Source organism: Streptacidiphilus jeojiensis, from assembly GCF_042510965.1.
Classification (GTDB): domain Bacteria; phylum Actinomycetota; class Actinomycetes; order Streptomycetales; family Streptomycetaceae; genus Streptacidiphilus; species Streptacidiphilus jeojiensis.
This window is the reverse complement of sequence record NZ_JBEUKS010000002.1, coordinates 441,186-466,921: the sequence shown is the minus strand read 5'-3', so window position 1 is coordinate 466,921 and position 25,736 is coordinate 441,186. Positions and strand designations below refer to the sequence as shown.

Sequence of the window (25,736 nt, the reverse complement as noted above, 5' to 3'; positions counted from 1 at the left end):
GGCGCACCGCTCTCCACCGGTGTCGGTCAGTCAGCCCGGAGCCGACGTACCCCCACCGCTCATCCGGTCAACCACGCCGCAGTGGGGGCGGGAACACCCTTCGCACTGCCGGTCGACGCTCCGGCGACGACCTCCGCGATCTCGGGGGCGGTCAGCGTGCGGTCCCACAGCGCGACGTCGGAGATGTCTCCGTGCCACGGGTCCGCCCACGCCGAATTGAACCTGACCCGGCCGATCTGGAGTCCACCGCCCGTCGACGGCTGGATCCCGCTCAGGACAGTGGTTCCCTGCAGCGTCCCGTTCACATACAGCTGTATCTGGTGGTGCTCGGCGTCGTAGGACCCGGTCAGCACCGTCCACTTTCCGGCGGCGGCCGGCACCTGGGACAGCACCGACTTCGATATGTCACCCGTGAGCTGGACCTTGAAGATCCAGCGTTCGACACCGTTCACCAGGCCCCTGGCCAGCGAGAACGAGCTGTAGGTCCCGGATCCCTGGCTGACGATCGTGCGGTGGCCCGACGACACGTCGACGAGCGCCCTCGCGGAGACCGTGAAGCTCTTGCTGGCGTCCACCACCGGAGCGGTCGTCGCGGCGAAGGAGTCCTGCCCGCTGGGCAGGGTCAGTGCCTTCCCCGGGTTGCCCGCCACCGGCGCGACCGCGGCATCCCGGCCGAGGCCGAGCGGGGTCGTCCCGACGGCCGCGGCCAGCGACCCGACGGTGACCGGCTCCGGGCTCGACGGCTGCGAGCTCTGCGTGGGTCCGGCAACGGGGTTCTTCGACTTGCCGTGACTGATCAGTACCGCACCGGTCCCGGCGCCCAGGGCCAGTACGAGCACCACCGCGCCACCGATGAGCAGTCTCCTGCGCCGCTTCAGCCGCTTGTCGTTCTGCGTCGCCAGCGCCGACCAGTCCGGTTCCGCGACACCGGAGGCCGCCCCGGGCGGCGGCCATGCGGGAGCTCCGAAACCCTGCTGGACGGGCGGCGGCACCGGGCGCCCGGGCTGGGCGGGCCAGCCGGGTTGGGTCGGCTGGGCGGGCCAGCCCGGCTGGGCCGACTGCTGCGGCTGGACCGGCTGCTGCGGTTGGGCCGGCCGCTGCGGCTGGAACGCGGCCGGGGCGGGACCGAAGCCCTGAGGGGCTGTCACGGTCGGCTGCTGCGCGAATGGCGGCTGCTGCTTGGACTCCGGCGGGGCGGCAGCGGAGGGCTGCCGCCCCTGCGGGGGAACGTCCGACGGAGTCGGACGAACAGGCCGTCCTGCGGCGTCCCCCGAATCGTCTGGCGCTACTGGTCGATCGCTCATGTGTCGGAATAGTAAGCCATGCTCCGGGGCTCTTACCGTCGCCGTTTCAAACCGTTGTACGGGCGCGCGCACCCCGGCCGGCCACCGCTCCGACCACGAACCTCGGATCAGGGCTTGGCCAGGGTGTCGACATAGTTCGTCCCACCCTTGTAGAAGCCGTCGACCTGCTGCTGCACCTGGTCCAGGGAGAGGGCGTCCTTGGAGTTGTAGTAGAACCAGTTGACCTTCATGTCCCAGCTCCGCTGCCCGGTGAAGGGAAGGTCGACGAACCAGGTGTTGAAGTTCACGGACATGCCCTCGCGCGGGTAGTACTTCCCCGAGGTGCTGAACAGCTTCTTGCCGTCGATGGAGTAGGTGGCCACCCCGTCCGCCGCGGTGATCACCATGGTGTGCCAGCCCGCGATGCTGAACATGTTCTTCTGGGTGATCCGGTCCCTGTTGTCCGCGCTGTACCAGCTCGTGGTGTCGAGCCGCGGTCCCGGCGCACCCCAGCCCCCGTTCGGCTGGTACTCGTTGTCGAGCTCGCTGTACTTCGAGTTGTCCGGCGAGATCATGTAGAAGGACTCGTTGATGTGGTCGCCGTTGGCCCCGGTCGTGGGCTTGTCGTTGAAGTAGATCCGGGCCGCGTAGGTCCCGGTGAAGAAGTCGCTGGACGAGCTCTGCACCTCGGCCTGGGTGGTGCCGGCCTTGGTCCCGTCGGTTGCCGCGCTGAGGTCCAGGACCTCTCCGCCCTGGGCCTCCTGGTCCGACGGGAAGCTCACGCCCTTCGACGACCAGGTGTCCAGGATTCCGGGCCGTCCGGCACCGGTCCGGACCAGCCAGCCGTGCTGGTACAGGGCGGGGTCGGCCGCACCGCTGTAGTGGAAGTCGTCGAAGAGGACGCCTGTGGGAGCGGCGGCGGCGACCGTTCCCGCGGCAGCGGTCGCCGCCGAGTCGTCGGCGCCGGGGGCGGTGCCCCAGGTGAGCGCGCCCGCCAGGTAGGCGGTCATCTGCTTCCACGGCTTGAAGGGCGACTTCGCGCCGCTGGGGGCGCTGAACGAGTAGTCGTTCGCCTGGTTCAGCTTGGTACCGCCCGGACGGTAGAGCTGCACCTCGATGTCCCCGGTGTTCTTGGCCACGGCGAGGGTCCCTGCCGCCGCGGTGAAGCCGACCTGCAGGTAGTGGTCGGCCGTCGCCGTGGGCTTGTCCAACGCGACGACGCTCTCGGTGATGTTGGAGCAACCGATCGCGGCCTGGACGCAGTTGAAGGAGTAGGAGCCGCCGTCCGCGGAGAAGTAGTAGCGCATCGTCACCTGGCTCAGCTGTATCGGCTGTGCTGAGGTGTTGACGAGTTGCAGCCACGGCTGGGCGGCCGTTGCCGCGGCCGCGGTACCGGACTTGTAACGCAGGCTCAGCTGCCCCGGAACCGACTTCACCGCGGTGGCGCCGGTGCTGCCGGAACTGCCGCCACCGCTGGTGCCGCCCTTCAGGACCGGCCGCAGTGCGGTGGCTCCGGCAATCAGCACGCCCACGATGAAGAGCACCCTGAATACCGTCTTGACACGTTTCCGGTCGTCAGAACGGCCACGGGATGAGCCCACTGGAACTCCTAGCAGGGGGACAGCGGCGAGCCCGAGGGTACACCTGGCGATTGATGGGTGGGGACGGCAGCGGAACCCGCCGGGGCCGGCCTGCCGCGGCGCTCGTGGACGCGGCAGACGCCCCGGTCGTCGTTCACCGAGAGGCGTCCGACCAGGAGTAGGGGCCGTCCGCGGTGGCGGCCTGGCGCTGGGCCGGAAGCTGCCGGAGGCTAATCGTCTCATCCCATGCCGGAGCCCCGTCATTCGGGTCGGCGAACCCGTCGTCGGTTCCGGCGGGGGCCACGGGCACGGCCTGGCCCCCGGCTTCGAGCTCCTCGCCGACCTCGATGGTGCCGCGGGTGCCCCAGTTGGTGCTGCGCAGGGTGGCCAGCGACCAGAGCCGCAGCGGGAGCAGCAGCAGCAGGTTCATGAGGGCGTACAGCGGCGCGCAGAAGAAGGTGAACAGACGCTCGGTCATCTTGATCTGGATGGCGCCACGCAGGTAGTGGATCGAGCGGACCCAGGACATGACGCACATGTAGACCACGTAGGACGCGAGCACCGCCCAGCCGGTCGGATGCAGGACGCTGACCACCAGGGCGGTGATCAGGCCGGCGGTGAAGGCCACCCAGGTGACCAGCTCGACCAGGTTCAGCCACCAGTACATCCGTGTCACCCGGAACTCCCAGAACAGCAGGAACCCCTCCCGGATGAACGACTTGCCCCAGCGGATCTGCTGGCGCATGTAGTGGCCCAGGCGCTCGGGGACGTCCGTGTAGCCGACGGCCGAGGGCCGGATCAGCGACTGTCCCTCGATGAGGCAGTAGTACGTGAGGCGCCGGTCGTCGCCGAAGGTGGCGGGCCGCCCCAGGAAGCGCTGGTCGAGGAAGTCGTCCAGGTGCTTGCGGACCACCCAGCCGCGGTACATCGCCAGCGATCCGCAGGCGCACAGCACCGAACCCAGGCGGGAGTAGGCGACGCGCTCACCCAGGAAGGCGTTGACGTAGCGCATGTCGATGAGCCTGGTCAGCAGGTTCGTCGCCCGGTTGTGGGCGAGGACCAGGCCGGTGACGCACTGGACCCGGCGCTTGCCGAAGGGCTGGGCGAGTTCGGCGACGGAGTTCCGGTCGATGACCGTGTCGGAGTCGATGCACAGGTACATGTCCGCGCCCGGCTCCTGCTCGAACCCGGCGGCGAGGCCGTGGCGCTTCCCCCGGTTCTCAGGGAAGCGGATGAAGCCCAGGCCGATGCCCAGCCGCTCGAACTGCGGCCGCATCTCCTCGACCAGGGCGGCGGCCGACTCGTCGGTCGAGCAGTCGTCGACGACGGTCAGCGACTGGATCCGCAGGGTCTGCGCCAGCACCGAGTCCAGACACCGCCGCAGCATCGCGGGCGACTCGTTGTAGACGGTGATGACCCCGTGAATATAGTGCGAGTGCGCCGACTGCAGCCAGGTCGGATCCACGGTCTGACGTCGGCGTATGGAGAGCAGCAGCTTTATCAGAAGCAGCGATCCGACGGTCACGCCGTACCAGTGCAGGTGACCTCCGAGACGCATGAGTGTGTGCATGACGGAAGAGGCCCCTGAAAGGTCGCAGTGGATCACTGTTCGATACGGGAACAAGAGTTTGGCAAGAGGAGGATAACCCATGAGTGCCGTCCCTTCACAAGATCATCACCTGGCACCCGGACAACTCACCCTGGTGGGACATGCGCGCCGACCGCTCCGGCCATGAGGTCCGGACCGCCGTCGACCTGGCCTGAAACCACCACAACCAAGACGGATTGCACCCGAATTTTTAGGCAATGTCGGGTTTAGCCGACACTCCGGCGTGGGGAACGCGCGGCACAACGGCTAAGCTCTCCGAACTCACACCATGGACACCTCTCGAGGAAGCGCCCACTTCAATGCGTCTTACCGTCATAGGAACCGGCTACCTCGGTGCGACCCATGCCGCCTGTATGGCGGAGCTGGGGCACGAGGTCCTGGGAGTCGACGTCGAACCGGACAAGATCGCAGCGCTCCGGGCGGGCCGCGTTCCCTTCTACGAACCCGGCCTCGAGGAGCTGCTCGCCAAGCACGTGGCGAGCGGACGGCTCCGCTTCACCACCTCGTACCAGGAGGCCGCCGAGTTCGGCGAGGTGCACTTCTCCTGCGTGGGCACCCCGCAGCGGCAGGACGGTCCCGGGGCCGACCTCCGCTACGTGGACGCGGTGATCGACTCCCTCGCGCCGTACCTGACCCGGCCGGCCCTGCTGGTCGGCAAGTCCACCGTCCCGGTCGGCACCGCGGCCCGGCTCGCCGAGCGGCTGGCCGCGCTCGCCCCGGTCGGCGCCGAGGCCCGGCTGGCCTGGAACCCCGAGTTCCTGCGCGAGGGCTTCGCCGTCGAGGACACCCTGCGCCCGGACCGGCTGGTCTTCGGCATCGGGGAGGCGGCACCGGAGTCGGAGGCCGACCTGCGCGCGGTGTACGCCCCGCTGCTGGAGGCCGGGACCCCGCTGGTGGTCACCGACTTCCCGACCGCCGAGCTGGTGAAGACCTCGGCCAACGCCTTCCTGGCCACCAAGATCTCCTTCATCAACGCGATGGCCGAGGTCTGCGAGGCGTCCGGAGCCGACGTGGCCCTGCTGTCCAAGGCGCTGAGCTTCGACACCCGGATCGGCGGCCGCTTCCTCAACGCCGGCGTCGGTTTCGGCGGCGGCTGCCTGCCCAAGGACATCCGCGCCTTCCTGGCCCGCGCCGACGAGTTGGGCGCCGGCCAGGCGCTGGGCTTCCTGCGCGAGGTCGACAGCATCAACCTGCGCCGCCGGGACCGGGTGGTGGATCTGGCCCGCGAGCTCTGCGAGGGAACGCTGAGCGGCCGTCGGATCGCGGTCTGGGGCGCGGCCTTCAAGCCCGACTCCGACGACATCCGCGACTCGCCGGCCCTGGACATCGCCGACCGGCTGCAGCGCCTCGGCGCCGAGGTGTGCGTCTACGACCCCAAGGCCATGGACAACGCCCGCAAGCGCTTCCCGGCACTGGACTTCGCCACCGGCGCGCTCGCCGCGGCCCAGGACGCCGACCTGGTCCTGCACCTGACGGAGTGGAAGGAGTTCCGGGCACTGGACCCGGCCGCGGTCCGCGAGGCGGTCGCCCACGCCCGGATCATCGACGGACGCAACGCCCTGGACGACGGGGCCTGGCGCGCCGCCGGCTGGACCTACCGGGCGCTCGGCCGCCCCTGAGCAGTCGTCGGTCGGCGGCGCCGGTCTCCACGGCCGGCGGCGCCGGTCACAGCCCCTTCACGGCCTCCCCCACCGCCCGGTGGAAAGTGGGGTAGGCCCAGATCGTCGCCGCCAGTTCGGCCAGCGGCAGCCGGGCCTGCACCGCGAGGGTGAGCAGGCCGAGGACCTCGCCGCCGGTCGGGCCGGCCGCGGTGGCGCCGACCAGGACGCCGCCGGCGGCCACCAGCTTGATGAAGCCGTCGTTGCCCGAGCCGTGCACGAAGCCGCGGGCGCTCGCGGCGAGGTCGGTCACCGAGGTCCGCACCGCCAGTCCCTGGGCCCGGGCCTGAGCCTCCGTCAGGCCGACCGCGCCGATCTCCGGATCGGTGAAGGTCACCCGGGGCACCGCGTGGTACTCCGCCGGGCGGCCGCCCCGGCCCAGGATGGCCCGCACCGCCACGTCCGCCTGGTACATCGACATGTGCGTGAACGCGCCCTTGCCGGTGACGTCGCCGATCGCCCACACCCCCGGGGCGCCCAGCACCCGCATCCGGTCGTCCACCGGCAGCGCCCTGGCGTCGGCCGGTACGCCCAGCACCGAGGCGCCCAGCCGCTCCAGGTCCACCCGCCGCCCCGCGGACACCAGCAGCCGCTCCGCGCTCAGCCGCTCGCCGCGCCGGCAGACCGCGTTGAACCGCTGCCCGTCGTAGCCGACGGAGACCAGTTCGGCGCCGGTGTGGAAGGCCAGGCCCTCGGTGGCGAGCACCCGCATCAGCAGCTCCGCCGCCTCCGGCTCCTCCCGCGCCAGCAGCCGCTGCTGCGCCTCCAGCACCGTGACGTCGCAGCCGAAGCGCTGCACCGCCTGCCCGAGCTCCAGACCGATCGCCCCGCCGCCCAGCACCAGCAGCGACGACGGCAGCTCCTCGGCCTCGATCAGCTCGTGGTTGGTCCAGTACGGCGTCCCGGCCAGCCCCGGCACCGGCGGCGCGGACGGCCGGGTGCCGACGGCCAGCACCAGCGCCCGGCGCGGGCGCAGCACGGTCTCCGAGTCGTCCGCGCCGACGACGCTGACCTCGCCCGGCCCGGTCAGCCGGGCGGTGCCGCGCAGGAAGGTACCGCCGCGGCTGGTGAAGCGGTCCACCGCGACCTTGTCGTCCCAGTCGTCGGTGGCCTGCTGGACGTGCCGGTGCACCGGCCGCCAGTCGCTCTGCACCCGGCTGATCCCGGCCGAACCCGGCACCCGGTGGGCCTCCCTGACCAGGTTGCCGGCCCGCACCATGATCTTCGAGGGTATGCAGCCCCAGTACGGGCACTCCCCGCCGACCAGCCGTTCGTCGACCCCCACGACGTCCCAGCCCGCGTCGGCGAGCCTGCCGGCCACATCCTCCCCTCCGGGACCCATTCCGATGACGACTGCGTCGGGCGTGGAGACTGCGGCGGCGACCATGACCGGCTCCCTGAGTTGGGGGGATGTGGCCTGCGTCGTTCCAAAGTACTAGCAGTCGGAGACAGTGTCTCGCGGTCCGGGACGGCGCCGGTCGCCGGCCTCAGCCGTCGGCGGAGAAGCCCACGGTGATGTCCTGGAAGCGCAGCAGCCCGGTGTGCCAGTCGGCGACGGGATAGTCGACGAGGATGTCGTACTCGGTCCCGTTCTCGTCGAAGAGCTGCTCGATGGCGTGGTGCGGGACGCCGTCGGCGTTGGTGAAGGTGTACTCCCAGACGGCACCCGGGTACTGCTTCTGGAAGGTGTTCCGGTCCATGCTGACCCGTTGGTAGGTCTTGTCGTTGGTGAGGAGGTCCTTCTCCATCGCCTGGGCGTGCTGGAGCGGGGTGACCCCCTGGTTCGGGGTGACCCCGAAGATCACCTGGTGCATCCCGTTGTCGGGGCTGTACTTGATCGCGAGACGACCGTCCCGTTGGTAGGCGGTCCAGGGCACGCCCCCGCTCTCCGGCGGCAGCGGGAAGGTGAATCCGGCCGGGTCCTGCTGCCAGCTGTAGCCGTCCGCCAGCGACGGGCTGGGTACGGCCGAGCTGGGCGCGCCGGTGGAGGGCGCCGACCCGGTGGGCGAGGGCGGCGGCGAGACCTGACCGCCGGCGGACCCGCTGGTGTGGTTGTGGCGGGTGAGCTCGTAGGCGGCGCCGCCGCCGATCAGCGCCGCGACCAGGCCCGCGGCCAGCAGGGTCGGCCAGACCCGGCGCCCGCGGCGGCCGTGGCCCGCCGCCTGGTGCTGCGTGCCGCCGTGATGCGGCCCGCCGTGCTGCGTGCCGCCGTACGGCGGCCCGTCCTGCAGCGGTGCGGTGTGCTGCGTCCCGGTGTGCTGCGGCGCGGGCTGCCGGCCCTGGGCGGCGGTGGGCCGGTACTCGGCCTCCACGAAGGTCGGCCGGATCGGCTCGGACTTGGCCGTGGGGGCGTGGGTGTGCTCGGAGAGGCCGCTGCGGTCCGCCAGCGGGACCCCCGCGGTGGGGCTGTACAGCGGGCTGGGGCCCTGCGGGGCGGACAGCGCGGTGGTGTGGCCGGCCGCCACGTTCTCCAGCATCCGGATCGCCTCAGGAGCGGACGGCCGCTCGGCCGGGTCCTTGCTCATCAGGGCGTGCAGCACCGGCGCCAGCGCCCCGGCGTTGCGCGGCTCCGGCAGCGGGTCGGTGACCACCGCAGCCAACGTTGTCAGCGGCGAGTCGCGGCGGAACGGGGACTGGCCCTCCACGGCCGCGTAGAGGGTCGCCCCCAGGCCCCACAGGTCCGACTCGGGGCCGGGACGAGAGCCGTGCACCCGCTCGGGCGCCAGGTAGTCGGGCGAGCCGATCAGGTCGCCGGTACGGGTGAGCGCGGAGTCGCCCTCGAAGGTGGCGATGCCGAAGTCGGTGAGCACCACCCGCCCGGTGCTCCGCTCCAGCAGCACGTTGGCGGGCTTCACATCGCGGTGGATCACCCCGGCCTGGTGCCCCCGGTACAGCGCGGCCAGCACCTGGGCGCCGATCCCGGCGGCCTCGCGGGGGCTGAGCGTGCCCTCCTGCTCCACCAGCTCGGCCAGCGAACGGCCGTCGATCAGCTCCATCACGATCCACGGCTTGCCGTCCTGCTCGACGACGTCGTGGATGGTGATCACGCCGGGGTGCTTGATCCGCGCGGCGGCGCGGGCCTCCTGCTTCATCCGGGACTGGACGATCAGCAGGTCCTCCTCGGCCAGGTGCCCGACCGAGAGCTCCTTGACCGCGACCTCGCGGTCCAGCATCCGGTCCTCGGCCCGCCAGACGGTCCCCATCCCGCCCCGGCCCAGCCGTGCCCCCAGCAGATAGCGACCGGCCAGGGTCCTGGGCACCTGGGCGTCCGCCTGCGTGGCAGGACGGCGCGACGACTGTCCGTCACGCCCCTCACCCCGCTCGGACCCGAGTACCGAGTCCTCTTCCCTACCCACCGTGCCCCCTCGCCAGTGTCCTGCCGTTTGCGTCCAAGCCTGCGGCGACTGGCCTGTCCGAGAAGAATCAGCCGGTGGCACTGCACGACAACCCCAGGGTTTGCTGCACAGCCTAGGCAACACCCGGGTCTGCTGGATAGCCGGGGTGACTCATGTGACCGGCCTGTAATGGTCCGGAACCGGTCAGCGGGCCACCAGAACGGTCACCATCAGGGCAATGAGGACGAAGAGCATGATGCCACTGATCAGCATCACGCCCAGTAACGCAGGGTGCCGATGCGGTGCGGCGTGTCGATGGTGCGACTCGTGCGGGAAGTCCGGATGCTCCAGCACCTCGCCGCGCCCGCGGCGGGCCGGCAGCAGCGCGGCCACCGTGAGCAGCTCGTCCTGGTCGATCGGCTCCGGGGCGCGGACCAGCAGCCGTCGTATCTGCTCGGCCGCCTCGGGCAGTCCCAGCCGCTCGGCGGGGTCGGGCCGCAGCAGCGCCTGCACCAGCGGGCCCAGCGGGCCGCACTCCGGCAGCGGGGCGGGCGGCCGGCCCGGCTGCCGGGCCGATCCCCTGGCGGCGATCGCCGGGTGGGGATCGCCGCCGACCAATCGGATCCGGCCGGAGCGCGCGGCGGCGAACAGCTCCTCGGTGTCCTGCTCCGGGAACGGGGACGCACCGGTCACCGAGCGGTAGAGCAGCACCCCCAGCGCCCAGGCGTCCGCCTCGGGGCCGACCCCAGTTCCGGTACCGGCGGCACCGCCGGCGGCCACCGCCTCGGCGTCCATCGGCTGCGGACCGGCCTGCTCCGGCGACCAGCGCTCGGCGACCGCCCCGACGATCACCGCCCTGGCGTCCCTGGCCCGGACCCTGGCCAGCGACCAGGGGATGTCCGGCACACCGGCGGCCGGCAGTTCCGCCCCGGGGCCGCCGCAGAGCGCCTCCTGCGCCGCTCCCACCACCAGTCCGCCGGCCAGCGCGGTGCCGTCGGCGCACACCGTCACCGTGTCCGGGGTGAGGTTCCCGTGCACCAGGCCGACGGCGTGCACCGCCCGCAGCGCCGAGAGCAGGTCGTGCCCCATCTCGGCGGCCCGGTAGGGCGACAGCGGGCCGCGGTCGAGCAGGGTCCGCAGCGGGACCCCCGGCAGCGATTCCCCCGCCACCCACAGGTAGCCGTTCTCGTCGAAGACCTGGAAGACCTGGGTCAGCCGGGGGTGGTCGGGGACGATCCCGGCGACATAGGTCGCCTGGGTCAGCGCCCGGCCGACGGTGCTGTCGGCCTGCGCGGCGAGCGCCACCTGGTCGTAGGGCAGCACCAGTTCGGGCAGCGGTACGGCGTCGAGCCGCACCTCGGCGCCGCTGCGCTGGTCCAGCGCCGCGGCACCGCTCTCCTGGCCGCGCCCCTCCAGCAGGTAGCGCCCGGCGAGCACCCGGCCGCCGGCCGCCGCCCGGGGAGCCGGAACGGCGCCGCGGGCGCCCCGCCCCGTCCTGGCGGCCCTGCCCGCCTTGGCCGTCCGATCCGCCTTGGCCGTCCGGTCCGCCTTGGCCGTCCGGTCCGTCCTGCTCATGCCGCCACCTCCCTCGTCAGCCCGTCCGCCCGTCCGCACGCGAGTGCTCGACCTCAGCGTACGTCCCGACGAGCCGTCAGCCCGCAGGCTGGAAGCTGGAGAAGAAACGGTTCAGGAGCTGCTGGTTCCTGGCGTCCTTCCAGGTGGCGTCCGGGGCGGTCCAGTAGATGGCGTAGCCGTGGTGCGCGTCGGTGACGAAGCCGCGGTTGAGCGAGTGCAGCGTCGTCCCCGCGTGGGAGTAGGTCCATTCCCAGTCGGCGGCGTCCCAACCGTCGCGGTAGCCGACGGTCCGCAGGGCGACCCTCCGGTAGTCGGGGAAGCCGCCGGAGATCGCCGCCTCCTCGGTGCGCCAGGCGCCGACCGCGCTGCTGCCGGGGGTGCTGGTCGCGTCCAACTGCAGTGTCCCCGCCGGTCCGTGGTACTTCCAGCTGGTGCCGCTGCTGCTCACCAGGGTCCAGCCGACCGGGATCTCCACCGTGGAGCCGCCCGGGCCCTGCACCCGGTGGAACGCCCCGGCCGCTGCGGTCCCCGAGGCGGCGGAGGAGGCAGCCGAGCCGGCCGCAGCCGAGCCCGAGCCTGTGCCCGTACCGGCTCCCGTCGAGGCGGCCCCGGACGCCGAGGCCGAGGCCGAGACGGACGCCACCGTGCTCCCCTGCACCGAGGCGCCCCGGGAGGCGTTCCGGTGGTTGCCGTTCCGGGCGGCGGCCACGGCCGCGACCACCCCGATCGCCACCACCAGCAGCAGCACCAGCAGGACCAGCAGCGGCCGCACCCGGCGCCGCCCCGCCGTCGACACGGTCGGCGTCCCGTAGGGCGTCGCCGGCCCGTACGGGACGGAGTGCCGCACCCCGGACGGCGGCAGCGGCGGGACCGGCTGGATCCGGGTCTGCTCGGGCTGCGCCCCGGTGACCGGCGCCGGCACCGGCTCGTCCGGCTGGTCCAGCACCGCCTGCAGCATCCGCCGGGCCTCGGCCTCGTTCAGCCGGTCGTCCGGGTCCTTGCGGAGCAGTCCCTCGATCACCGGGACCAGCGCGCCGCCGCCCTTCGGCGGCGCCAGCTCCTCCGTCATCACCGCCGTCAGCGTCGACAGCGCCGAGCCCTTGTCGTACGGCGGGTGCCCCTCGACCATCGCGTACAGCGTCGCCCCGAGCGACCACAGGTCCGACGGGGCGCCGGGTATCCGGCCGCGGGCCCGCTCCGGCGATATGTAGGAGGGGGCGCCGACCAGCATCCCGGTGGAGGTCACCGAGGGGTCGCCCTCGACCCGGGCGATGCCGAAGTCGGTCAGCACCACCCTGCCGTCGTGCCCGATCAGCACATTGGACGGCTTGACGTCCCGGTGCAGGATCCCCGAGCGGTGCGCCTCGGTCAGCACCCCCAGCAGGTCCAGGCCGATCTCGGCGGCCCGGCGCGGCGTCAGCACCCCGTCCTCGCGGATCACCTGGCTCAGCGCGCGCGACTCGACCAGCTCCATCACGATCCACGGCCGGTCGTCCTCCTCGACCACGTCGTAGACGGTGACGGCGGCGGTGTGCCGGATCCGGGCGATCGCCTTGGCCTCGGTGAGGGCGCGGGCGATCAGCCGATGCCGCTCGTCCTCGTCCACCCCGGTGAGCCGCAGCTGCTTCACCGCGACGTCGCGGCCCAGCATCTCGTCCTTGGCACGCCAGACCGTACCCATACCGCCCTGCCCGAGCACGGACGCCAGCCGGTAGCGGCCGGCGAGCAGCCGACCGGCCGCCGCGCCGCCGCCTTCCGCGGGCGTTGCCGCCTTCGCCCCGGACTTCTCGGCACCGGACTTCTCAGCACCGGCCTGCCGGGCTTCGGCCTGCTGGGCACTGGCACGCTCGTTGGTCATCCGGATGAGGTCCCCTCCACCTTCGGTACGTACGTACCAATCCTCCCCTACCCCAGCGGCACGATGTCCTGCGCCCCCAGCCGGGCCGCGTCCGCGGTCAGGTCGTCGGGCTGCTGCTGCGACTCGCGCTCCGCCTCCACCCGCTTCCGGTAGTGCTCCACCTCGCGGTCCACCTGCCCCTTGTCCCAACCGAGTTCACCGGCCATCAGCTCGGCCGTCTCCACCATCGCGGCGGTGCCGCGGTCGAAGGTCTCGATGGAGATCCGGGTCCGCCTGGCCAGCACGTCGTCCAGGTGCCTGGCGCCCTCGTAGCGGGCCGCGTAGACCACCTCGGCGCGCAGGTAGTCGTCCGAGCCCGACAGTGCGTCAGCCAGCGTGGGGTCCTCGGCGATCAGCGCCAGCACCTCCTCGGCCAGCGAGCCGTAGCGGTTCAGCAGGTGCTCGATCCTGGCGATGTGCAGTCCGCTGCGCCGGGCCAGCTCGGCCCGGCCGTTCCACAGCGCCTGGTAGCCCTCGGCGCCCAGCAGCGGCACCCGCTCGGTGCAGGACGGCGCGACCCGCTGATCCAGCCCGTGCACCACCTCGTCCACGGCGTCCTCGGCCATCACCCGGTAGGTGGTGTACTTGCCGCCGGCCACCACCACCAGCCCCGGCACCGCGTGCTGCACCACGTGCTCGCGGCTGAGCTTGGAGGTGGCGTCCGACTCCCCGGCCAGCAGCGGGCGCAGCCCGGCGTAGACGCCCTCGACGTCCTCCCTGGTCAGCGGCACCGCCAGCACCGAGTTCACATGGTCGAGCAGGTACTCGATGTCGGCGCTGCTGGCCGCCGGGTGGTCCTTGCCGAGGTTCCACTCGGTGTCGGTGGTGCCCACGATCCAGTGCCGGCCCCAGGGGATGACGAAGAGCACGCTCTTCTCGGTGCGCAGGATCAGCCCGGTCGAGGAGTGGATCCGGTCCCGCGGCACCACCAGGTGGATCCCCTTGGAGGCGCGGACGTGGAACTGCCCGCGCTCGCCCACCAGCGCCTGGGTCTCGTCGGTCCACACCCCAGTCGCGTTGACCACCTGCCGGGCGCGCACCTCGAACTCGCCGCCCTGCTCCAGGTCGTGCACCCGGGCGCCGACCACCCGCTCGCCCTCGCGCAGGAAGCCGACCACCCGGGCCCGGTTGGCGGCCAGCGCCCCGTACGAGGCCGCGGTGCGCACCAGGGTGGTGACGAAGCGGGCGTCGTCCATCTGCGCGTCGTAGTACTGCACCGCGCCGACCAGTGCGTCCTTGCGCAGGCAGGGGGCCTGCCGCAGGGCCTGGCGGCGGGTCAGGTGACGGTGCACCGGCAGCCCCCGGCCGTGGCCGCCGGCCACCGACATCGCGTCGTACAGGGCCACCCCGGAGCCGACGTAGGGCCGCTCCCAGCCGCGGTGCTGCAGCGGGTAGAGGAACGGCACCGGTTTGACCAGATGCGGCGCCAGCGTCTCCAGCAGCAGCCCGCGCTCCTTCAGCGCCTCCTTGACCAGCGCGAAGTCCAGCATCTCCAGATAGCGCAACCCCCCGTGGATCAGCTTGCTGGAACGGCTGGACGTCCCCGACGCCCAGTCCCTCGCCTCGACCAGACCGGTCGCGAGGCCGCGGGTCACGGCGTCCAGCGCCGTCCCCGCACCGACCACCCCGCCGCCGACCACCAGCACGTCGAGTTCCTGCTCGGCCATCCGGGCCAGTGCGCCCGCCCGCTCGGCCGGTCCCAGTTTCGCGCTACGCAAGGCTGCCTCCGTGTGCTCCGACAGGACCTACTCACGGCAAGTCTGCCGCTTTGCTCCAGAATCGCAGGGAAAAGCACACGTCCCCGGCACGGGAACGCGCCGGGGACGTGGATGGAAGGACAACGGTCAGTGGTGCGCGGTGGGCGCCACGGTGACCTCGACCCGCTGGAACTCCTTGAGCTCCGAGTAGCCGGTGGTGGCCATCGCCCGGCGCAGCGCGCCGAACAGGTTCATGGTGCCGTCCGGGGTGTGCGAGGGGCCGTGCAGGATCTCGGCGGTGCTGCCGACGGTGCCCAGGTCCACCCGCTTTCCGCGCGGCAGCTCCTCGTGCACCGCCTCCATGCCCCAGTGGAAGCCCTTGCCGGGCGCGTCGTTGGCCCGGGCCAGCGCCGCTCCGATCATCACCGCGTCGGCGCCGCAGGCCACGGCCTTGGCCAGGTCCCCGCTGTAGCCGACCCCGCCGTCCGCGATGACGTGGACGTAGCGGCCGCCGGACTCGTCCATGTAGTCCCGCCGGGCCGCCGCGACGTCGGCGACCGCGGTCGCCATCGGCACCTGGATGCCCAGCACGGTCCTGGTGGTGTGCGCGGCGCCGCCGCCGAAGCCGACCAGCACGCCGGCCGCGCCGGTGCGCATCAGGTGCAGCGCCGCGGTGTAGGTGGCGCAGCCGCCGACGATCACCGGGACGTCCAGCTCGTAGATGAACTGCTTGAGGTTGAGCGGCTCGGCCGCGCCGGAGACGTGCTCGGCGGAGACCGTGGTGCCGCGGATCACGAAGATGTCCACCCCGGCGTCGACCACGGCCTTGGAGAACTCTGCGGTCCGCTGCGGGGACAGCGCGGCGGCGGTGACCACGCCGGAGTCACGGATCTCCTTGAGCCGGCGGCCGATCAGCTCGGCCTTGATCGGCTCCCGGTAGATCTCCTGGAGCCGCCGGGTGGCCACGGCCTCGTCCTTGACCTCGGTGATCTCGTCCAGCAGCGGCTGCGGGTCCTCGTAGCGGGTCCACAGCCCCTCCAGGTTGAGCACCCCCAGGCCGCCCATCTGCCCGAAGACGATGGCCTGCTCCGGCGAGACCACGCTGTCCATCGGCGCGGCCAGGAACGGGAGCTCGAAGCGGTAGGCGTCGATCTGCCAGGCGATCGAGACCTCCTTCGGGTCCCGGGTCCGCCGGCTCGGTACGACGGCGATGTCGTCGAAGGCGTACGCCCGCCGGCCCCGCTTGCCCCGCCCGATCTCGATCTCGGTCACGTCCAGCCCTTCGCTCAACCTGCTACTGCCAGGCCCCAGTATCCCGTACAACGACGGAAGGGCCGCCGAGGCAGCCCTTCCGGTGGAACGCGCGGCTACTTGCCGTGGTAGTTCGGTGCCTCGACGGTCATCTGGATGTCGTGCGGGTGGCTCTCCTTGAGCCCCGCCGAGGTGATCCGGACGAAGCGGCCCTTGGACTCCATCTCGGCGACGGTGCCCGCGCCGACGTAGCCCATGGTCTGCCGCAGGCCGCCGACCAGCTGGTACAGCACCGCGGACAGCGGGCCGCGGTAGGGCACCTGGCCCTCGATGCCCTCGGCGATCAGCTTCTCGTCGGAGCTGACGTCGCCCTGGAAGTAGCGGTCCTTGGAGAAGGACTTGGCCTGGCCGCGGGACTGCATGGCGCCCAGCGAGCCCATGCCGCGGTAGGACTTGAACTGCTTGCCGTTGATGAACAGCAGCTCGCCCGGCGACTCCTCGCAGCCCGCGAGCAGGCTGCCCAGCATCACCGTGTCGGCGCCGGCCGCCAGGGCCTTGCCGATGTCGCCGGAGTACTGCAGGCCGCCGTCGCCGATGACCGGCACGCCGGCCTCGCGACAGGCCAGCGCCGCCTCGTAGATCGCGGTGACCTGGGGGACGCCGATGCCGGCGACCACCCGGGTGGTGCAGATCGAGCCGGGGCCCACGCCGACCTTGACCCCGTCCACGCCGGCGTCGATCAGCGCCTGGGCGCCGTCCCGGGTGGCGACGTTGCCGCCGACCACGTCGACGTCCACCGCGGACTTGATCTTGGCCATCCAGCTCAGCGCGTTGCTGTTGTGGCCGTGCGAGGTGTCCACCACCAGGAAGTCCACGCCCACCTCGGCCAGCGCCTGGGCCCGCTCCAGCGACTCGGCGCTGGCACCGACCGCGGCACCGACCAGCAGCCGGCCCTCGGCGTCCTTGGCGGCCAGCGGGTACTTCTCGGCCTTGACGAAGTCCTTGACCGTGATCAGGCCCTTGAGCCTGCCCTCCGCGTCCACCAGCGGCAGCTTCTCGATCTTGTGGCGGCGCAGCCGGGCGATGGCGTCCTCACCGCTTATCCCGACCTCTCCGGTGATCAGCGGCATCGGGGTCATGACCTCGCGCACCTGGCGGCTGCGGTCCGACTCGAAGGCCATGTCACGGTTGGTGACGATGCCCAGCAGCCGCCCGGACGGGTCGGTCACCGGTACACCGCTGATCCGGAACTTGGCGCAGAGCGCGTCCGCCTCGGCCAGCGTGGCCTCGGGGCTGACCGTGATCGGGTCGGTGACCATGCCGGACTCGGACCGCTTCACCAGGTCGACCTGGTTCACCTGGTCCTCGATGGAGAGATTGCGGTGCAGCACACCGACGCCGCCCTGACGGGCCATGGCGATCGCCATCCGCGACTCGGTCACCTTGTCCATCGCGGCGGACAGCAGAGGAATGTTCACCCGGACGTTCCGCGACACCCGTGACGAGGTGTCCACCATGTTCGGCAGCACCTCGGAGGCTCCGGGGAGCAGCAGGACGTCGTCGTAGGTGAGCCCGAGCATCGCGAACTTCTCGGGGACACCTGCGGCATTCAAAGACATTGGGGCACCTTCCCGTACCGACCCGATCAACCACTCGACGTCGGCGCCACCGGGGGCCTTCCAGCAAGGCAGCTTAGGCACCGATACTTGAGTCTACCGGTACACAGAAAGCCCTCTTGCGCCACAACCCCCTCATGTGCTTAGCGCCACACTCTCCCGGCGCCCCGCCATGCAGCACCCAGGGGCGCGAGGAACTGCGCGGCCAACCATGCACAAGCCGCACCGCTACGCGGACAGCCCCTCCGGCCCACCCAACGCCAAAGCCCGCAACCGACTAAGAGCCCGATGCTGAGCCACCCGCACAGCCCCCGCGGACATCCCCAGCACCTCCCCGGTCTCCTCCGCCGTCAGCCCCGCAGCCACCCGCAGCAGCACCAGCTCCCGCTGCCTGGCCGGCAGACAGGCCAAAAGCTCCCGCGCCCACGCCGCGTCACTGCTCAGCAGCGCCCGCTCCTCCGGCCCCAGCGCGTCGTCGGGGGTCTCCGGCAGCTCCTCCGCGAGGAACACCGACTGCCCGGGCCCCTTCATCGCGGCCCGCTGCAGATCGGCCACCTTGTGCGCGGCGATCCCGTACACGAAGGCCTCGAAGGGACGCCCCTGGTCGCGGTAGCGCGGCAACGCGCACAGCACGGCGAGGCAGACCTCCTGGGCCACGTCGTCCACATGGTGCCGGGCGCCCCCGGGCAGCCGGACCAGCCGGGCCCGGCAGTAGCGCAGCACCAGCGGGTGGACCCGGGCCAGCAGCTCGTCGGTGGCCTCGGCGTCGCCGCCGACCGCACGGACCACGAGCGCACCGATGGGAACAGCAGCCCCACCGGTGGTCTGGACGCCGCCTGCGGCAGCCGTCACTTCGTCGTCACGCACCGGTCCATGGTGCCTGGTCGCAGAGGAAAACGCGGCACCGCACCCCGACTTGTGCATCGGAACGTTATGCGCCACCACTGACCCCTCCCGCCCACCGGCCGCCGGACTCCGCATTCGGTCCATGTACTCCATGGTGCGCCCTCGGCCGGGAATCCCCGCGCTCCGGTCTCCGGGGGAACGACCCCCCGCGCCCCCACGCAGACCCCAGGTGGCGGACGGGCCACGCTCGGAGCCTACCCGGCGGAACCCGGGCAACCCTCCCCCGCCCGTCGGGCGGGGGCTGCACACCGCCGTCAGCGCACCAGGCCCCAGCGGAAGCCGAGGGCGACGGCGTGGGCCCGGTCCGACGCGCCGAGCTTCTTGAAGAGGCGACGGGCGTGGGTCTTGACGGTGTCCTCGGAGAGGAACAGCTCCCGGCCGATCTCGGCGTTGCTGCGACCGTGGCTCATCCCCTCCAGCACCTGGATCTCACGCGCCGTCAGTGTCGGCGCGGCCCCCATCTCGGCGCAGCGCAGCCGCCGGGGCGCGAGCCGCCAGGTCGGGTCGGCGAGGGCCTGGGTGACCGTGGCGCGCAGCTCCGCCCGTGAGGCGTCCTTGTGCAGGTAGCCCCGCGCGCCAGCGGCCACCGCGAGTGCCACACCGTCGAGGTCCTCGGCGACGGTGAGCATGATGATGCGGGCACCCGGGTCGGCGGACAGCAGCCGCCGCACGGTCTCGACACCGCCGAGGCCGGGCATCCGCACGTCCATGAGGACCAGGTCGGACCGGTCGGCCACCCAGCGGCGGAGCACCTCCTCACCGTTGGTGGCGGTGGTCACCCGGTCGACACCGGGCACGGTCGCGACCGCACGGCGGAGCGCCTCCCGGGCAAGCGGTGAATCGTCACAGACGAGAACGGAAGTCATGACCGTCCTCCGCAGCTGATCCGCGTCACGTTGAGCCTCCTGGCTGGTACGAGCTGGTACAAAGCGTCACCGGCACGGCCGTGGCGACAGACGTCTTCCCCGACGTCCGACCCGCTGACCGCCTCCGCACAACCAACGACCGTCACCCGAATGAGTTACGGGCCCGACGATCGCCTCCACCACTCTATGTGGTCGACCCGTTACGGATCATCCACCGCGCAGTGCACTCCGGCGCACAGGCGCCGCGCGCACAGCGCACGCACGTCGCACACGGCTCCGCAGCCGTCGACCGGACCCGGCGTGGCGGCCGCATTCGGCCTACCTCCAGCCCCAACGAGTACCCCCAGTCGCAGGACACGCGGCTACTCCCTTCGTCCGTTTTATGAGATTTTCAGAACATACGACACATATGCAACGCTGATGGCCTCTTGTCCGATTAGATCTATGTGAGTCATATTTTCAGCTACTAGGACCGGACCGCACAACAACTTGAGGGAATGAGCAGCAATGGCAGACTTCTCCCGCCTCCCCGGCCCCAACGCCGATCTCTGGGACTGGCAGCTCTCCGCCGCCTGCCGCGGTGTCGACAGCTCCCTCTTCTTCCACCCCGAGGGCGAGCGAGGGGCTGCGCGCAGCTCCCGCGAGCAGTCCGCCAAGGAGGTCTGCTCCCGCTGCCCGGTGCGCACCGAGTGCGCCACCCACGCCCTGGCCGTACGCGAGCCGTACGGGGTCTGGGGCGGTCTGACCGAGGACGACCGCGAGGAGCTGCTGGGTCGGACCCGGCACCGGCCGAGCGCCAACGCCGACCGGGACGCCGATGCCGATGCCGAGGAGGACGAGGACGTGGACCTGAACGCCGATGTCTTCGAGTCGGTCCGGCGCTGACCAGCGGAAACAAAAGAAGAATCGTTTCTTCAGCCGCCTGGGTCCCCGCCCCCGAACGCGTCAGCGGGACGGGACGGGCACCCGGGCCAGCCGGTCCAGCATCAGCTCCACCGCGGGCACCTGCGCCAGGTCCGGCAGCGTGAGCGCGACGACCTCGCGGAACACCCCCGAGGCCAGCGGCACCACGGCCACCCCGGCCGACCGCACCGACGCCAGCGCCAGCTCCGGCAGCACGGCGACGCCCAGACCCGCGCCGACCAGGCCCAGCACCGCGGGGTAGTCGTCGGTGGCGAAGTCGATCCGGGGCGCGAACCCCTCCTCGGCGCACATGTCCACCAGATGGCCCCGGCACTGCGGGCACCCCGCGATCCACTGCTCGTCGGCCAGCTCGGCCAGTTCCACCGGATCGTCGGCGCCGCGCCCGGCCAGCCGGTGCCCGGCGGCGACCACGCCGACCAGCCGGTCCTCCAGCAGCGGCCGGACCACCAGATCGGACCAGTCGCAGGCGGCCGCCGAGACCGAGGCCTCCACCACCGCCTCGGCCCGCGCCTGCCGCCGCGACCCGCCCGCGTCGTCCAGCGGCAGATGCAGCTCTGTAACGCGTCCCGGGTAGCGGAAGGCCAGCGCCACCTCGCAGTCCCCGCCGCGCAGCATCGCCAGCGACTCGGGCGGCTCGGCCTCGGTCAGCGAGACCCGGATGCCCGGCTGCGCCTCGCGCACCCCGGCCACCGCGGCCGGCACCAGCGTCGAGCTCGCGGTGGGGAAGGACACCAGCCGCACCCGCCCGGCCCGCAGCCCGGCGATCGCCGCCAGCTCCTCCTCGGCCGCGGTGAGCCCCGCCAGGATCCCGGCGGCGTGCCGCACCAGCACCTCGCCGGCCTCGCTGAGCTGCACCCCGCGCCCGACCCGGACCACCAGCGGGGTCCCCACCGACTTCTCCAGCGCCTTCATCTGCTGGCTCACCGCGGGCTGGGTGTACCCCAGCTCCCGCGCGGCCGCGGAGAACGAACCGGTCCGCGCGACGGCGCGCAGCACACGAAGATGGCGGGCCTCGATCATCCCCCCAGCATAAGCGCCCCTATGACACCGGACCGAAACCTGTGCACACGCTTATGAAACGCCAAGGGGCGCGAGGAACTGCGCGACAGGCCACCCCGAAGGGTGCACCCGCCGCAGACAGCTCCCCGCGCCCCGATCGGCGCGCTACGACCTAGTGGCTGTGGCCGTGCCCACCGTGGCTGTGGCCCGCGTCGCCCTCGTCCTCGGCCGGCTTCTCGACGACCAGGGTCTCGGTCGTGAGCAGCAGCGAGGCGATCGACGCGGCGTTCTGCAGCGCGGAGCGCGTCACCTTGACCGGGTCGATGACGCCGGCCTTGATCAGGTCGCCGTACTCGCCGGTCGCGGCGTTGTAGCCCTGGCCCTCGTCCAGCTCCGCCACCTTGGTGGTGATGACGTAGCCCTCGAGGCCCGCGTTCTGGGCGATCCAGCGCAGCGGCTCGACCAGCGCGCGGCGGACCACCGCGACACCGACGGCCTCGTCGCCGGACAGGCCGAGCCCGCCGTCGAGCACCTTCTGGGAGTGCACGAGGGAGGCGCCGCCACCGGCGACGATGCCCTCCTCGACCGCCGCGCGGGTCGCCGAGATGGCGTCCTCGAGACGGTGCTTCTTCTCCTTGAGCTCGACCTCGGTGGCAGCGCCGACCTTGATCACGCAGACCCCGCCGGCCAGCTTGGCCAGGCGCTCCTGCAGCTTCTCGCGGTCCCAGTCCGAGTCGGTGTTCTCGATCTCGGCCTTGATCTGCGCGACCCGGCCGGCCACCTCGGAGGAGTCACCGGCGCCGTCGACGACGGTGGTGTTGTCCTTGGAGACGGTGACCCGGCGGGCGGAGCCCAGGGACTCCAGACCGGCCTGGTCGAGCTTGAGGCCGACCTCCTCGGCGATGACGGTGGCACCGGTGAGGGTGGCCAGGTCGCCGAGCATGGCCTTGCGGCGGTCGCCGAAGCCGGGGGCCTTCACCGCGACGGCGTTGAAGGTGCCGCGGATCTTGTTCACCACGAGGGTGGACAGCGCCTCGCCGTCGACGTCCTCGGCGATGATCAGCAGCGGCTTGCTGGCGCCGCCCTGGAGGATCTTCTCCAGCAGCGGGAGCAGGTCCTGGATCGAGGAGATCTTGCCCTGGTGGATCAGGATGTAGGGGTCCTCCAGGACGGCCTCCATCCGCTCCTGGTCGGTGACCATGTAGGGCGACAGGTAGCCCTTGTCGAACTGCATGCCCTCGGTGAACTCGAGCTCCAGGCCGAAGGTGTTCGACTCCTCGACGGTGATCACACCGTCCTTGCCGACCTTGTCCATGGCCTCGGCGATCAGGTCACCGACCTGCTGGTCCTGCGCGGAGAGCGCGGCGACAGCGGCGATGTCCTCCTTGCCGTCGATCTCGCGGGCGACCGAGAGCAGGTGGTCCGACACGGCCTTGACGGCGGCGTCGATGCCCTTCTTCAGGCCCGAGGGGCCCGCGCCGGCGGCGACGTTGCGCAGACCCTCGTTGACCAGGGCCTGGGCCAGGACGGTCGCGGTGGTGGTGCCGTCACCCGCGATGTCGTTGGTCTTGGTCGCGACCTCCTTGACGAGCTGCGCGCCAAGGTTCTCGTACGGGTCGTCGAGCTCGACCTCACGGGCGATGGTGACACCGTCGTTGGTGATGGTCGGGGCGCCGAACTTCTTGTCGATGACGACGTTGCGGCCCTTGGGGCCGAGCGTCACCTTCACGGTGTCGGCCAGCTTGTTGACGCCACGCTCGAGCGAGCGGCGGGCGTCCTCGTCGAACTTCAGGATCTTCGCCATGCTTAGGGTTTCCCTCTCAAACAACCGAGCCCGGACACCCGGTCTCACACAGTGAAGACTGGGGGCCCGGGCGGGGTCACGACTCTGCGGTCAGCGTCAGCTGGTGCTGCAGTAGTGCGGTACTGCCTACTTCTCGACGATCGCGAGCACGTCGCGGGCCGAGAGGACCAGGTACTCCTGGCCGTTGTACTTGACCTCGGTGCCGCCGTACTTGCTGTACAGCACGATGTCGCCGACGGCGACGTCGAGCGGCAGACGCTGGCCGTCCTCGAAGCGACCCGGGCCCACGGCCAGGACGACGCCCTCCTGGGGCTTCTCCTTGGCAGTGTCCGGGATGACCAGGCCAGAGGCCGTGGTCTGCTCGGCCTCGAGCGGCTGGACCACGATGCGGTCCTCGAGCGGCTTGATGGCAACCTTGGAGCTGGTGGTCGTCACGTTCCGACCTCCCCCTTCGGAGATCACGGGGTGATACATGTCTTGGGTGCCAGAGGTGTGGTGCAAGCCCGTCGTCGCGGTGCCGGACCTGCCCTCTCGCGGTTAGCGCTCTCCGGGGGAGAGTGCCAACGACGACACTAGGCCGCGGTTAGCACTCAGTCAACCAGAGTGCCAACGACGCGCTTATTCGATGACCGGGACGCGGTGGATGATGGTGCGGTGGAGATCGAATCGTTCCGTGCCCTGCTGACCGACGAGGGCCAGGCCCTGCTGGCCGAGCTGGCGGACCACTCGCCGGGGCAGGAGCTGGCGGTCGCGACCCGGCTGCGGCGCGACCACGACGCGGAGCTGGTGTCGGCGGCGATCGGCCAGGCCCGGCTGCGGCAGCGGGCGGCGGCGAAGTTCGGCGCCGCCGACGCGGCCCGGATGTACTTCACCCCGGACGGGGTCGAGCAGGCCACCCGCACCAGCGTCGCCACATGGCGCGCGGAGCGTTTCAAGGCGCTGGGGGTGCGCCGCCTCGCCGACCTCTGCTCGGGCGTCGGCGGCGACGCGATCGCCCTGGCCCGGGCCGGCATCGAGGTGCTCGCCGTCGACCGCTCCCCGCTGACCTGCGCGGTCGCCGAGGCCAACGCCACCGCACTGGGCCTGGACGGCCTGATCGAGCAGCACTGCGGCGATGTGGCGGACGTGCCGCTGAACGGTTTTGACGCCGTGTTCGTCGATCCGGCACGGCGTGGAGGACGCGGCAGGATCTTCGATCCCGAGGCTTACTCACCGCCGCTGAGCTGGGCCGTCGGCGCCGCGCTGCAGACCCGGTTCGCCGCCCTCAAGGTGGCCCCCGGCATCCCGCACGAGGCGGTCCCCGAGGGCGCCGAGGCCGAGTGGGTCTCCGACGGCGGGGACGTCAAGGAGGCCGTGCTCTGGTTCGGCACCGGGCCCGCCCAGGGACAACCCCATCGGGCGACCCTGCTTCCCGCCGGCGTCACCCTCACGGGTGGTCGGCTCCCGGACCCGGAGGCCGTACCGGTCCGCCGCTACCTCTACGAGCCGGACGGCGCGGTGATCCGGGCCCACCTGGTCGCCGAGGTCGCCGAGCAGCTGGACGCGGCCCTGATCGACCCCACCATCGCCTATCTGACGGCGGATGAGCTGCGCCCCACGCCCTTCGCCACCGGCTACGAGATCACCGATGTGCTCCCCTTCGGCCTGAAGAAGCTCAAGGCCCTGCTGCGCGAACGCCGGGTCGGCACGGTGGTGGTGAAGAAGCGCGGCTCCGCCGTCGAGCCCGAGGAACTGCGCCGCAAGCTCAAGCCGGAGGGGCCGAACTCCTGCACGGTCTTCCTGACCCGGGTCGCCGGCGCCCCGACCATGCTGCTGGGTCAGCCGGCGACTCCCCCGGCGGGCTAGGGCTTCCGGATGTAGTCGTCCAGCCGGGCCACGGTGAACCCCTGCTCCTGGATCCGCTTCAGCAGGTTGACGAACATCGCGGTCATGGTCTCGCCCTTGAGCTCCGAGGGGCCGCGGAAGTGGGCCAGGATGATGTCGCCGTCCTGGAGCTTCCGGTCGCCGGTCTGGTACTGCAGGCCGGTTATCTGCATCGTCTCCTTCCAGTAGACGATGGCGCGCGGACCGCAGGCCTGGACCGAGGAGTTGAGGGTGGACGAGTAGGCGCCGTCGCCGTAGGGCGGGCGGAACAGGAAGGGCGCGACGCCGTACTCGGTGGTGATGACCTTCTGGTCGCCGCAGACCTCCTCCCGCTGCCGGGCCGCCGAGACGGTGCTCATCGCCGGGTGGTGCAGGGTGTGGTTCTGGATGCTGTTGCCCAGCGCCTGCAGCGGCTTGAAGTAGCCGTAGTCGTCCTTGATGGTGTCGTTCATCAGGAACATCGTGAACGGGACCCTGAGGTCGCGCATCATCGCGACGAAGCGCGGGTCCTTCTCGGCGCCGTCGTCCAGGGTGATGAAGACCACCTTCTGGTCGGTCGGCACAGAGCGGAAGACCGGGACCTTGCCGGTCCTCGTCAGCTTGATCGGCTTGTCGGCGGGCGGCGCGGGCGAGGGCCGCATCGGCTTGAGGCCCCACTTGGACCAGAGCGCCGGATCGGTGGACATCGCCGTGGGATCCGCGGAGGCGGTCGGGGTCGCGGCGGACGAGGGGGCGACCACGGGCACCGCTCCGGCCGTGGGACTGCCCGTCGGGGTCGCACCGCCGCCCGCGCCGCACGCCGTCGCCAACGCCGTCAGGGCCAGTGCCCCCGCTGCCGTGCCCAGGGCCCTGCCGTGCCGTTCCACCGTCTGT

General features: G+C 71.6%; 19 protein-coding genes. 3 read left to right on the top strand and 16 right to left on the bottom strand.

Features of this window, described 5'->3' with window-relative positions:
- Positions 1 to 59 precede the first annotated feature (59 nt).
- The 3 genes from ABUW04_RS07980 to ABUW04_RS07970 all read right to left on the bottom strand — a co-directional run bounded on the left by ABUW04_RS07980 (position 60) and on the right by ABUW04_RS07970 (position 4,421).
- Positions 60 to 1,148: a LamG domain-containing protein gene (locus ABUW04_RS07980; RefSeq protein WP_030251417.1), complete on the bottom strand. Its 1,089-nt coding sequence runs from the start codon at positions 1,146 to 1,148 to the stop codon at positions 60 to 62.
- Positions 1,149 to 1,411: 263 nt separating this feature from the next.
- A complete protein-coding gene (locus tag ABUW04_RS07975) occupies positions 1,412 to 2,815 on the bottom strand; it encodes a cellulose binding domain-containing protein (protein ID WP_380563722.1) in 1,404 nt (467 codons plus the stop codon).
- Positions 2,816 to 3,017: 202 nt separating this feature from the next.
- On the bottom strand, positions 3,018 to 4,421 hold the full coding sequence (locus tag ABUW04_RS07970; protein ID WP_051725028.1) for a glycosyltransferase family 2 protein: 1,404 nt from the start codon (positions 4,419 to 4,421) through the stop codon (positions 3,018 to 3,020).
- A 350-nt stretch (positions 4,422 to 4,771) separates the two neighbouring features.
- Here ABUW04_RS07970 and ABUW04_RS07965 point away from each other — a divergent pair, with 350 nt between their 5' ends.
- A complete protein-coding gene (locus ABUW04_RS07965; protein ID WP_030251424.1) occupies positions 4,772 to 6,091 on the top strand; it encodes a UDP-glucose dehydrogenase family protein in 1,320 nt (439 codons plus the stop codon).
- Between the two features lie 46 nt (positions 6,092 to 6,137).
- On the opposite strand, the gene ABUW04_RS07960 is transcribed toward ABUW04_RS07965, so the two are convergent.
- The 9 genes from ABUW04_RS07960 to ABUW04_RS07920 form a co-directional block, all read right to left on the bottom strand.
- Positions 6,138 to 7,517 carry a dihydrolipoyl dehydrogenase family protein gene (locus ABUW04_RS07960; protein WP_030251428.1) on the bottom strand — a complete coding sequence of 460 codons (1,380 nt, stop codon included), beginning with the start codon at positions 7,515 to 7,517 and terminating at the stop codon, positions 6,138 to 6,140.
- A 100-nt stretch (positions 7,518 to 7,617) separates the two neighbouring features.
- Complete coding sequence (locus tag ABUW04_RS07955; RefSeq protein ID WP_030251431.1) at positions 7,618 to 9,390, bottom strand: serine/threonine-protein kinase; 1,773 nt, start codon at positions 9,388 to 9,390, stop codon at positions 7,618 to 7,620.
- A 279-nt stretch (positions 9,391 to 9,669) separates the two neighbouring features.
- A complete protein-coding gene (locus ABUW04_RS07950; protein ID WP_380563721.1) occupies positions 9,670 to 11,040 on the bottom strand; it encodes a hypothetical protein in 1,371 nt (456 codons plus the stop codon).
- Positions 11,041 to 11,116: 76 nt separating this feature from the next.
- On the bottom strand, positions 11,117 to 12,898 hold the full coding sequence (locus tag ABUW04_RS07945) for a serine/threonine-protein kinase (protein WP_380563720.1): 1,782 nt from the start codon (positions 12,896 to 12,898) through the stop codon (positions 11,117 to 11,119).
- Positions 12,899 to 12,945: 47 nt separating this feature from the next.
- Positions 12,946 to 14,655 (bottom strand): glycerol-3-phosphate dehydrogenase/oxidase, encoded by a 1,710-nt coding sequence (locus ABUW04_RS07940; RefSeq protein WP_030251438.1) that lies wholly within the window; start codon positions 14,653 to 14,655, stop codon positions 12,946 to 12,948.
- A gap of 126 nt (positions 14,656 to 14,781) precedes the next feature.
- Positions 14,782 to 15,906 (bottom strand): GuaB3 family IMP dehydrogenase-related protein, encoded by a 1,125-nt coding sequence (locus ABUW04_RS07935; protein ID WP_030251441.1) that lies wholly within the window; start codon positions 15,904 to 15,906, stop codon positions 14,782 to 14,784.
- A 95-nt stretch (positions 15,907 to 16,001) separates the two neighbouring features.
- Complete coding sequence (gene guaB / locus ABUW04_RS07930) at positions 16,002 to 17,504, bottom strand: IMP dehydrogenase (RefSeq protein WP_380563719.1); 1,503 nt, start codon at positions 17,502 to 17,504, stop codon at positions 16,002 to 16,004.
- A gap of 225 nt (positions 17,505 to 17,729) precedes the next feature.
- Entirely contained in the window at positions 17,730 to 18,368 is a 639-nt protein-coding gene (shbA, locus tag ABUW04_RS07925) for an RNA polymerase sigma factor ShbA (RefSeq protein ID WP_030251448.1), read from the bottom strand.
- A 293-nt stretch (positions 18,369 to 18,661) separates the two neighbouring features.
- Positions 18,662 to 19,273 carry a response regulator transcription factor gene (locus ABUW04_RS07920; RefSeq protein WP_030251459.1) on the bottom strand — a complete coding sequence of 204 codons (612 nt, stop codon included), beginning with the start codon at positions 19,271 to 19,273 and terminating at the stop codon, positions 18,662 to 18,664.
- Between the two features lie 507 nt (positions 19,274 to 19,780).
- Here ABUW04_RS07920 and ABUW04_RS07915 point away from each other — a divergent pair.
- Positions 19,781 to 20,158: a WhiB family transcriptional regulator gene (locus ABUW04_RS07915; protein ID WP_380563717.1), complete on the top strand. Its 378-nt coding sequence runs from the start codon at positions 19,781 to 19,783 to the stop codon at positions 20,156 to 20,158.
- 60 nt (positions 20,159 to 20,218) lie between these two features.
- On the opposite strand, the gene ABUW04_RS07910 is transcribed toward ABUW04_RS07915, so the two are convergent.
- From ABUW04_RS07910 to groES, 3 genes are all read right to left on the bottom strand, one after another.
- Complete coding sequence (locus tag ABUW04_RS07910; RefSeq protein WP_030251464.1) at positions 20,219 to 21,217, bottom strand: LysR family transcriptional regulator; 999 nt, start codon at positions 21,215 to 21,217, stop codon at positions 20,219 to 20,221.
- A 151-nt stretch (positions 21,218 to 21,368) separates the two neighbouring features.
- Complete coding sequence (groL, locus tag ABUW04_RS07905) at positions 21,369 to 23,000, bottom strand: chaperonin GroEL (RefSeq protein ID WP_030251466.1); 1,632 nt, start codon at positions 22,998 to 23,000, stop codon at positions 21,369 to 21,371.
- Positions 23,001 to 23,126: 126 nt separating this feature from the next.
- Positions 23,127 to 23,435: a co-chaperone GroES gene (gene groES / locus ABUW04_RS07900; RefSeq protein ID WP_030251468.1), complete on the bottom strand. Its 309-nt coding sequence runs from the start codon at positions 23,433 to 23,435 to the stop codon at positions 23,127 to 23,129.
- Positions 23,436 to 23,654: 219 nt separating this feature from the next.
- Here groES and ABUW04_RS07895 point away from each other — a divergent pair, with 219 nt between their 5' ends.
- Positions 23,655 to 24,845 carry a THUMP-like domain-containing protein gene (locus tag ABUW04_RS07895; protein WP_380563716.1) on the top strand — a complete coding sequence of 397 codons (1,191 nt, stop codon included), beginning with the start codon at positions 23,655 to 23,657 and terminating at the stop codon, positions 24,843 to 24,845.
- Here the strand turns inward: ABUW04_RS07895 and ABUW04_RS07890 are convergent.
- Complete coding sequence (locus ABUW04_RS07890; RefSeq protein ID WP_380563714.1) at positions 24,842 to 25,729, bottom strand: polysaccharide deacetylase family protein; 888 nt, start codon at positions 25,727 to 25,729, stop codon at positions 24,842 to 24,844. The genes ABUW04_RS07895 and ABUW04_RS07890 overlap by 4 nt on opposite strands.
- Positions 25,730 to 25,736 lie beyond the last annotated feature (7 nt).